The organism is Psychrobacter sp. T6-1, from assembly GCF_052258445.1.
In genome coordinates this window covers 1-4476 of record NZ_JBQQFC010000205.1, presented here as the reverse complement: position 1 = coordinate 4476, position 4476 = coordinate 1, and the positions used below count along the sequence as shown (strand labels likewise).

Below are 4476 nucleotides of genomic sequence, written 5' to 3'. Positions count from 1 at the left end.
ACAGCGCTAGCGAAGCCAAGGTGGATGTTGATGCTGATGCCAAAAAAGATGACGATAAAGTAGAGGATGCAGAGAAGAAAAAACAAGACAACTTTGCTGCTGATAGCAATTCTGATATTGATAGCAAGTCTGATGACAAACAAGAGAGTAGCGATAAGGAAGAAAAAACAGCGGATAGTGAAAAGGCCGCTAGCAGCAAATAATCTTTAGCCATAATAATTTTTTATTTGAATGACGCTATTACTCAATAAGCTCTTGAAAAATAGACTAATAGCGCCATTTACTTATTCTTAAAGACACTACTGGCTAATGCCTATACGTCAAAAGCGTCTGTCTGTAGAGAAGTACTTGCTTCTCAAAGACGATATCAAGGTGCCTGTTTTGCAGTGATAGCGAAAAGTTAGCCTGCTTATAAGTAGTTGAAATAACAGTAACAAGTCTTTATAATACATTGTCCTAAAAATGGGTGCCACAAAATGTTGTTTTTGACAAGATTTTGCCGGATTGGCCCATTTTTTTGTTTTATACCCAACGGGAGAAGGATGCCTTATGGCAACAACTAACCAATTGATTCGTAAGGGTCGCAAAACCATCAAGGAAAAGTCAAAAGTTCCTGCGTTGCAAGCGTGCCCACAGCGCCGTGGTGTATGTACTCGTGTATATACAACTACGCCAAAAAAACCTAACTCTGCCATGCGTAAAGTATGCCGTGTACGCTTAACTTCAGGTTATGAAGTATCAAGCTACATCGGCGGCGAAGGTCATAACTTACAAGAGCACAGTGTTGTTCTTATCCGCGGCGGTCGTGTAAAAGACTTGCCAGGTGTACGTTATCACACCGTTCGCGGTGCATTAGATTGCGCAGGCGTAAAAGACCGTAAGCAAGGTCGCTCTAAATATGGTGCTAAGAAGCCTAAAGTTTAATCACTGATAATCAGTTATTAAATAAGCTTTTAGACTCATTAAGCTTTTAAACTTAACTTACCTTAAGCTTTTAAACTTAAAAAGTTAGTACTACCCCCATTAACTGTGCATAGGCTTGGTGTTGTATAAATAACATACCACTATGCAGTAAGGCTGACTGACAACTTTATCATTCCTGCTAAGCAGTGAGATGTTGTGAATGTCAGACATTCCTGAAGACAAGGACTATATTATGCCAAGACGTCGCGTCGTCGCTACCCGTGAGATCCTACCGGATCCTAAGTTTGGTAGCCAAACCATCGCCAAATTCATCAACCACATCATGAGTGATGGCAAAAAATCTACCGCTGAGCGTATCGTTTACGGTGCTCTTGAGACTATCGGTGAAAAACGTAACGTTGAAGATCCTGTTGCGTTCTTTGAAGACGTACTAGAAAACGTTCGCCCTATGGTAGAAGTAAAAGCTCGCCGCGTCGGCGGTGCAACCTATCAAGTACCTATGGAAGTACGTCCCTCCCGTCGTACTGCTTTGGCTATGAGATGGCTTGCTGAAGCGGCTGCTAAGCGTTCTGAAAAATCTATGGCTCTACGCCTTGCAGGCGAGCTTGGAGATGCATCAGAAGGCAAAGGTAATGCTATGAAAAAGCGTGATGAAGTTCACCGTATGGCTGATGCGAACAAAGCGTTCTCACATTACCGCTTCTAGGCACATTGCCTGTTTTAAATCACAAGTTTTGCTGTGATGGTTTGACGTTTATTTATTCTACTGATTGCCGCCATCGTTTAGATTGCTTATGTTTTAAGTTTAAATTATAAGCATGTAGATGGCGGACATCTATCCTGATACTGTTTTGAGCGCGTTGTTTTATAGTTAGTGCTTTAGCAGTATTCCAAATTCGATGCCTCCATATTTTCGTATTATCTCTTTTTATTGACCTATCGCTTTTTATGTTTTGCAAAAGCTGAGCGTTTAAAAGCTTCAGGTATAAAAGCTGAAAATATAAAAGCTAAAAGTATAAAAGCCGATTGCTTTTATCTAGATAGCGCTTTTATTGAGATTGTGAGGTAGAGCACCACCCTATATTAATACATTCACGACTTTTCTTAGGAAAATACTATGGCTCGTAAAACTCCCCTAAAACGCTATCGCAATATTGGTATCTCAGCACACATTGATGCTGGTAAGACCACTACTACTGAGCGTGTTTTATTTTATACTGGCGTTAGCCACAAGCTTGGTGAAGTCCATGACGGCGCAGCTACCATGGATTGGATGGAGCAAGAGCAAGAGCGTGGTATTACTATCACCTCAGCGGCAACGACTTGCTTTTGGTCAGGTATGGCTAAGCAGTTTGATGAGCATCGCATCAATATTATTGACACCCCAGGTCACGTTGACTTCACGATCGAAGTTGAACGTTCTATGCGTGTTCTTGACGGCGCGTGTATGGTTTATTGTGCTGTTGGTGGCGTACAGCCACAGTCTGAAACCGTATGGCGTCAGGCGAACAAGTACAAAGTACCTCGCTTAGCATTCGTTAACAAAATGGATCGCGTTGGTGCTGATTTTTACCGCGTCATTGAGCAGATCAAAACTCGCCTAGGCGGCAAGCCTGTGCCTTTGGTTATTCCAATTGGCAAAGAAGACGATTTTGAAGGCGTTGTTGATCTTGTGACTATGAAAGCTCTATATTGGGATGAAGCGTCTCAAGGTATGGAGTTTGAAGAGCGTGAAATCCCAAGCGAGCTACAAGATAAAGCAGAAGAGTATCGTGAATATCTTGTTGAAAGCGCGGCTGAAGCATCAGAAGAGCTTATGGATGCTTACCTAGAGAATGGCGAATTGTCTGTTGATCAAATCAACGATGCTATTCGTAAGCTCACTATCGATAACGAAATCATCCCACTTCTTTGTGGTACTGCCTTTAAAAACAAAGGGGTACAAAAGATGTTGGACGCTGTTATTCAGTATCTTCCAGCACCTATGGATGTACCGGCTATTCGCGGTATCTTAAACGACAAAGACGAATCTGAAGGTACTCGTGAAGCGTCGGATGAAGGCCCGTTCTCAGCACTAGCATTCAAAATCATGAATGACAAGTTCGTTGGTAACTTAACCTTCGTTCGTGTTTATTCTGGTGTACTTAAGCAAGGTAGCAGCGTCTATAACCCAGTTAAGATGAAGCGTGAGCGTGTTGGCCGTATCGTACAGATGATGGCAAACTCGCAAGAAGAGTTGAGCGAGATTCGTACTGGTGATATCGCAGCTTTGGTTGGTATGAAAGATGTGACAACTGGTGACACCTTGTGTGATGAAGACAACGTCATCACGCTAGAGCGTATGGAATTCCCAGATCCAGTTATCAGCCTAGCGGTTGAGCCTAAGACTAAAGCGGATCAAGAAAAAATGTCTATTGCGCTTGGCCGTTTGGCAAAAGAAGATCCCTCATTCCGTGTACATACGGATGAAGAGTCTGGTCAGACGATCATCAGTGGTATGGGCGAGCTGCATCTTGAGATCTTGGTTGATCGCATGAAGCGTGAGTTCAGTGTTGATGCTAACATCGGTGCGCCGCAGGTTGCTTATCGCGAAACTATCCGCGAAACCGTTGAGCAAGAAGGCAAGTTTGTCCGTCAGACTGGTGGTCGTGGTAAATTCGGTCACGTCTGGTTACGCCTTGAGCCACTCGATCCAGCAGGCGACACAGAATATGAGTTCGCTGAAGAAGTTGTTGGTGGTACGGTACCAAAAGAGTTCCACGGTGCGGTCGACAAAGGTATCCAAGAGCGCATGAAAAATGGCGTACTTGCAGGCTACCCAGTTGTCGGTGTCAAAGCGACTTTGTATGATGGTTCTTACCATGACGTTGACTCGGATGAGTTGTCATTTAAGATGGCAGGTTCTATGGCCTTTAGAAAAGGTTTCTTAGCGGCCAATCCTGCGCTACTTGAGCCTGTCATGAAGGTTGAAGTTGAAACGCCAGAAGACTACATGGGCGATATCATGGGCGATCTTAACCGTCGCCGCGGTATGGTACAAGGCATGGAAGACTTACCTGGTGGAACTAAACAGATCCGCGCTGAAGTACCACTAGCAGAGATGTTTGGTTATGCCACGCAAATGCGCTCTATGTCGCAAGGACGTGCTACTTACTCAATGGAATTCCAAAAGTACGCTGAGATTCCAAAGTCAGTATCTGCTGAGATCATCGCTAAGTTCAACTCAAAAGATGACGACGAGTAAATTTATTTGCTCGCTATAATTTAATTAAACAAGGGCAATACAGGCTTTATTTCTGTATTGCCACTATAGAATACGCCAATAATTGGTTAAAAGACTTGTTATTGGTCGTAATTTTCTTATAATATCTGCACACTAAAAGTGCAACCCTTACTCATTATCTTAAGGGCTCAGCTTGTTTTAACCCTTACTCTTATCTTCTATAAGATTATAGGCTAAAGGCTGACTCCACATAAAAAGGAAAACCTCATGGCAAAGGCCAAGTTTGAACGCGTAAAGCCCCACGTTAACGTCGGCACCATCGGACACGT

The 4476-nt window shown here is 43.3% G+C and carries 4 protein-coding genes; all 4 read left to right on the top strand.

Features of this window, described 5'->3' with window-relative positions; translation table 11 throughout:
- Positions 1-203, top strand: a 203-nt coding sequence (locus tag ACTXGO_RS10130; RefSeq protein WP_443574315.1) for a hypothetical protein, incomplete at its 5' end; no start/stop codon positions are given.
- Positions 204-549: 346 nt separating this feature from the next.
- Positions 550-924, top strand: coding sequence for a 30S ribosomal protein S12 (gene rpsL, locus ACTXGO_RS10125; protein WP_201557636.1), 375 nt, complete (start codon positions 550-552; stop codon positions 922-924).
- A gap of 232 nt (positions 925-1156) precedes the next feature.
- Positions 1157-1630, top strand: a complete 474-nt coding sequence (gene rpsG / locus ACTXGO_RS10120; protein ID WP_317200587.1) for a 30S ribosomal protein S7 — start codon at positions 1157-1159, stop codon at positions 1628-1630.
- Positions 1631-2041: 411 nt separating this feature from the next.
- Complete coding sequence (gene fusA, locus ACTXGO_RS10115; protein WP_317200588.1) at positions 2042-4168, top strand: elongation factor G; 2127 nt, start codon at positions 2042-2044, stop codon at positions 4166-4168.
- Positions 4169-4476: the final 308 nt, after the last annotated feature.